Source organism: Vibrio sp. 10N.247.310.24, from assembly GCF_041467175.1.
Taxonomy (GTDB): domain Bacteria; phylum Pseudomonadota; class Gammaproteobacteria; order Enterobacterales; family Vibrionaceae; genus Vibrio; species Vibrio tasmaniensis_A.
Genome location: NZ_JBFSUD010000144.1, coordinates 1 through 5,340, shown reverse-complemented (window position 1 = coordinate 5,340; position 5,340 = coordinate 1). Strand labels below are relative to the sequence as shown.

Sequence of the window (5,340 nt, the reverse complement as noted above, 5' to 3'; positions counted from 1 at the left end):
AAACTCACTCTACCTTTTACCCAGAAATCAAGCTCATCTAAGCGGAGAAGAGCCCCTATAGTTATCTCTGAATTGTCAATTTAGGGGAAGCTGTAACTCATTTATGCCCCAAAATTGGTTAGATTAAATACTCTACTCATTCCGGGGGCGTGCGTTTTCCCTATCAAATCTAATCCGAACAATGAGGTTGGGGCTATACTCACTTCGGTCGTGTGTAGGTTGACAATCGTATACTTAGAATCCGCCTCAGTTATACGGTGCGTATTCCGACAACATCCACTATTGAATTCAGTACAAATGAATATGCTTTATCTTCCCCTAACTCTTCTACAAGCTCTTTATAAATTGCCTTTTTGAGTATTGGATTATGCTCGTTTTCATAGCTATCCATAAGTTGGCGTATTGCATCTATTCTTTCTAGTCGCTGTTCTACAAGGTCCATTCTATTTAATTCAATGACTTTCTCCGTCAACTTCCCTCTGTTTTGACCTGGCTTTCCAAATACGTAGGGGCCCGCAGCATATAGGTGGTCACTCGGTTCATCATTAAACGGGTTTAAAAATGGCAGATTTTGGTCGTATTCGTCACTTTTATTCATGTTGCAAACAGGGCATGCAAGCCCTAAATTTTGCCATTCGAACGTTAAATCTGGGTACTTATCTTTAGCCTTAGGTTTAATATGTTCTATATGCTCATATGATACGTGACTCACTTTACTCTCACAGTACATGCATTTATTTTTAGCTTCCTGCTTGAGAAGACCTTTCACATCTGAATGGTTATAACGATTTGAAACAGATGAAGGAACCTTTTCATCGCGCTGAATAAAACCAAGTAATTCATTGGTCCAGTTTGTAGCATTGTCTACCAGAACTTGTGGCTTAGACCCCTTATTAAGCTTTATCATTTAGACTCTCCACAACTAGAGTGATTGCTTTGGGCATAAATTCTTGCAGTTCTTTCTCTTCTAGTTCCTGTCTCATTCGTTGAAACAAGCCCTCATCGACGCCTTGTTCAGAGTATTTTTTTACAACTTCTTTTATTTCATCTTCGACCCAAACAGGCACTGTTACAGGAACCCCAAGAACCTCTCTTAAAACTTTTGCCGCATTGCCACTTTTATCAATCATGTCAAGCTTTCGAGAAAATACCCGATTTTCATTATTGTATGCAAGAGCGTACACTTGGGATTTTTTAGAAGATCCAATAATAAATGGACTATGAGTAGCAATAACGAATTGGGCCTTAGGAAAAGCTTTGCTTAAATTTGGAATTAACTCTCTTTGCATGGAAGGGTGTAAGTGATTTTCTGGCTCGTCGATCGTGATTACAAAGTTCTCTTTATTTTGAGAAAACATGTATATTTGCCACGCTACACCAATTATTGATGCCACACCACCTGAAGCAGCATCAATAGAAAACTCACCAGACTCCGTTACTAAAACCACTTCTGGGATTCTTATTTCTAAGTGTTTAAACCCTAAGGTTGCAGGTAACATTATTTTCAAGATTTCCTGAAACCCTTCGAATAATTCTGCATATTCCTTATTGGCAACGACATGACTATTGCCGTACCCGAAGGTAGCAAGCCCAATTAGAGACTCTTTAAGTAAATAATTCGGACTTATATTTTTAAGCCATTCACCCGTATTGTTGAATTTATCGACAACGTTAGCATTATACTCATTAAAGTAATCTTCTTTTTTCTTAGGCTTAGTTGGAATTGACTCAACTTCTTTATAGCTAAACACTGGTCTATGAGAAGGTACGTGCATTCCTTGAATAGGCTGTTGCTCAGAGAAATTTAAATCGTAAGTTGAACCAGCTTCCTTAGGAACCGAAACTTTAGATACGCTTAAGTTTGAATATTGTACCTTGCCGATTTCAATCCATGATTCTTGTTCTTCCTCTTTAGAAAAAAAAGAATCCCATTTGCCGGTTAAAAAACGCATTAGGCCAGATTCTTGATCTTTGGCTGGAGTAGAAAGTAAACGAGTATTCCACCCAAAAGTCTTGCCTAAAACGCCAAGGATCGTCGTTTTTCCGGCACCATTTGAGCCTGTAATGATTGTTACTTTTTCATCAAGATCTATTTCTATTCTTTCGAATTGACGCCAATGGTTTATTTCTACTTTCTTAAACATTACTACTGATTTCCATCTAGAGAGATAATAGCTTATTAAACAGCATTCTGTTTATCACGCAGAGTGCTTGCCTCGCTTATCCTCTTACTATACTCCAGAAATCGCTTTTTAATCAATTAGTTGGATGGCATCAAGTGCGCAATTTTGAGTACTTTCTTCTGGCAAAAGCGAGCATTGCGCTTAACGCTGTGCTCGATTATCTTATGCCTACCAAAATTTACTCTTAGATTCATAGAGATAGAAAAATTGACCTGGGATAACCGTGTGCGTATTTCGGTGATTGCGAACGCTTGTTACCGATGTTTTTCAAGCTATCTACAAGCGAAAAAGAAGAGATGACAATGGTATTACAAGGCAAATGTATTGTTCATAACTAGCGCAATTAAGTTAGTGTGACATTTAACGCTAAATGTGCGTGTCATATTTGTACTTTCTAAGCGACTTTCGATACAAAAAGTTATCCGTATATTTCTAATTTAGGTGATTACTCTAAGAAGGTTCTGTCCAATTCCGTGCTAGCAGGTACCAGGATATTCCGTGATTGTTAAGTTCGATGAAGGGATAAAACCTTCAAATCAACCTAAGTATGTTTTGAAAATGTGATTAAAAAGGCTGAATCAATAAACTGATCAGCCTCTATCGATTTATTCCATTAAAGGTAACGGCTTCTTAAATGATCTTTGAAGTATTGCGCATTCAAGGTTTCACCCGTTGCGCCTTTCACCAAATCATCGGTGCTCAGCAGGCTGCCCTTGCTCCAAATATTCGATTCTAACCAAGTGAAGATAGGTGATAGATCACCACTTTCAATCACAGAGTTCACATCCACCGTTTTCTTCATTGAAGCCATGAACTGAGCCGCGTACATCGCACCTAGTGTGTAAGAAGGGAAGTAACCGAATGCGCCGTCTGTCCAGTGGATGTCTTGCATACAGCCGTTAGTGAAGTTGCCTTGAGTGCTTAAACCAAGGTATGACTGCATCTTAGTGTTCCAAAGTTCAGGGACATCGGTGTGTTTGATTTTGCCGTTGATCAAGTCACGCTCAATCTCGTAGCGCAAGATAACGTGTGCAGGGTAGGTGAGCTCATCAGCATCCACACGGATGAAATCTTTCTTCACGCGAGTGTAGATCTTCTGGAAGTTCTCTTTTTCAAACTCTGAGCCAGAGAATTGCTGCCCCGCCAAGTTTGCTAAGTGTCCAATGAACGGGTCACTGCGGCCGACTTGCATCTCGAAGAACAGAGATTGAGATTCGTGGATACCCATAGAGCGCGCTTCGCCCGCCGGTTGGCCTGCTAGGTGTTTTGGTAAGCCTTGTTCGTAACGCGCGTGCCCTGTTTCATGCACTATACCCATTAAGCTTTGAACGAACTCCGCTTCGTCGTATCGGGTTGTGATACGCACGTCTGAAGGCACGCCGCCACAGAATGGGTGAACACTTTCATCCAATCGGCCGTGTTCAAAATCGAACTGAAGCAGCTTCATCACTTCTAAACCAAGCGCTTTCTGTTTCTCGGTCGAATAGATGCCAGATGGCGCATTAAATTGCTCGCTCGATTGTTTTTCGATCACTTCATCAATCAGGTTTGGCAGCCATGTCTTAACGTCGGCAAACAAGACATCAAGTGAAGCAGAGCTGGTGCCCGGTTCATAGATATCTAGCATTGCATCATAAGGCGTTAGATTCGCCGAGTCGGCGCGGATCTGAGCTTCTTCGCGAGAGAGTTCAACCACTTCACGCCAGTTCTTTTCGAATCCAACCCAGTCGTTGTTACCACGTTGGCTGCGCCATGCATGTTCACACTTTGAGCCAGCTAGAGATTTGGCTTCAACCAGCTTTTCTGGGAGTAGATTGGCTTGTTGCCATTGGCGTTTAATTTCGCGCAGAGACGATTGTTGTTCGCTATTTAGCGCTTCGTTTTCAGCGTCTTCAATCCAGTCACCAAGCTGTGGTTGCGTCATTAATCCGTGAATATGAACCGAAAGCTCGGCCATTGCTTCACTACGAGCTTGGTTACCACCGGCAGGCATCATTGAAGCTTGGTCCCAACCACAAATCGAGGCTAGGTGTTGAAAGCGTGAACATTTTTGAGAGTGTTCGACTAGTTTTTTGAATGCGCTCATTTGACTACTCTTAATTTGGTTTCTGTAAATGATCCTTAGGACAGCATCAGCGTTAAGGTTAATCTCTCATGTACTTTGATTATGGCTCTACTTTTAAAAGACGCTGACCTTCGGAGTTGAAGATATAGCGAGAAAAGCATGAGGCGGTACGATGCCTTGAATTTACTATTTCTTAACAAATTAAACTGTTCCATTGTGCACAAAATCAGTGAGTTGTATAGCTGGTGGCAATTGTTGCTTGCGAATTGTTCAGATACACGGTATTGATGATAGATCGCTGAACAACAATGACAATGATATGGATATTTTGAACTTTGAGGCATTTTTAATTGCCATTACTATTTTAACGCTAACGCCGGGTTTAGATACGGCTTTGGTGATTCGCAATACGAGCCGTTCTGGCTTATCTGACGGCGTGATGACCAGCTTTGGTATTTGTAGCGGCTTGTATGTACACGCGTTTTTCTCTGCTGTGGGTATTTCTGCAATCCTCGCCCAGTCAGCTGAACTCTTTCAAGCCGTTAAGATGGTGGGTGCGGTTTACCTCATCTGGCTTGGCTTAAGCAGTTTACGAGCTTTGATGAAAAACGGTGGCGGTTTGAAGGTGGGTGAACAAGCTCAGCAAGCATACAGTGCTAAGCGTTCTCTACGCGAAGGCTTTCTGTCTAACGTTCTTAACCCAAAAACGGCAGTTTTCTATTTGGCCTTTTTACCTCAATTCGTAAACCCTGAAGGATCACCATTATTGCAATCTATGTTGATGGCTTCGGTGCACTTTATGATTGCGATGGTGTGGCAATGCGGTTTGGCAGGGGCACTTAACTCGGCTAAAAACTTGCTTAAGAATGCGAGCTTTATGAAGTGGATGGAAGGCGTGACGGGCATGGTGCTGGTGGGGCTGGGTGTGAAGCTTTTAATGGAAGAACCTAGCTAAGTCATAGTGACTTAGTTTATTGGAATCTAAATCACTGGCACATAGCCATTAGTTTTATAATAAAACGCCCGCACATTATTGCGTAATGCCGATCGTTTAAGAAGACTTGAACGATCTTGCAGTTAGCAGATAATCCC

The 5,340-nt window shown here is 41.7% G+C and carries 4 protein-coding genes; 1 reads left to right on the top strand and 3 read right to left on the bottom strand.

Going from position 1 to position 5,340, the window contains the following annotated elements:
• Nucleotides 1-250: 250 nt before the first annotated feature.
• The 3 genes from AB6E08_RS22645 to AB6E08_RS22635 form a co-directional block, all read right to left on the bottom strand.
• The gene (locus AB6E08_RS22645) at nt 251-907 is read right to left on the bottom strand and encodes an HNH endonuclease (protein WP_102258243.1); all 657 of its coding nucleotides are present in this window, start codon (nt 905-907) and stop codon (nt 251-253) included.
• Nucleotides 894-2,144, bottom strand: coding sequence for an AAA family ATPase (locus tag AB6E08_RS22640; protein WP_371727557.1), 1,251 nt, complete (start codon nt 2,142-2,144; stop codon nt 894-896). Before AB6E08_RS22640 ends, AB6E08_RS22645 begins: the two co-directional genes overlap by 14 nt.
• Nucleotides 2,145-2,796: 652 nt before the next feature.
• The gene (locus tag AB6E08_RS22635; protein ID WP_372067536.1) at nt 2,797-4,269 is read right to left on the bottom strand and encodes a carboxypeptidase M32; all 1,473 of its coding nucleotides are present in this window, start codon (nt 4,267-4,269) and stop codon (nt 2,797-2,799) included.
• A gap of 298 nt (nt 4,270-4,567) precedes the next feature.
• Here AB6E08_RS22635 and AB6E08_RS22630 point away from each other — a divergent pair, with 298 nt between their 5' ends.
• Nucleotides 4,568-5,203, top strand: coding sequence for a LysE family translocator (locus tag AB6E08_RS22630; protein ID WP_012603778.1), 636 nt, complete (start codon nt 4,568-4,570; stop codon nt 5,201-5,203).
• Nucleotides 5,204-5,340: the final 137 nt, after the last annotated feature.

Coding starts and splice junctions, on each gene's coding strand:
- AB6E08_RS22630 (WP_012603778.1), top strand. CDS start 4,568: ATGGATATTTTGAACTTTGAGGCATTTTTAATTGCCATTACTATTTTA.
- AB6E08_RS22635 (WP_372067536.1), bottom strand. CDS start 4,269: ATGAGCGCATTCAAAAAACTAGTCGAACACTCTCAAAAATGTTCACGC.
- AB6E08_RS22640 (WP_371727557.1), bottom strand. CDS start 2,144: ATGTTTAAGAAAGTAGAAATAAACCATTGGCGTCAATTCGAAAGAATA.
- AB6E08_RS22645 (WP_102258243.1), bottom strand. CDS start 907: ATGATAAAGCTTAATAAGGGGTCTAAGCCACAAGTTCTGGTAGACAAT.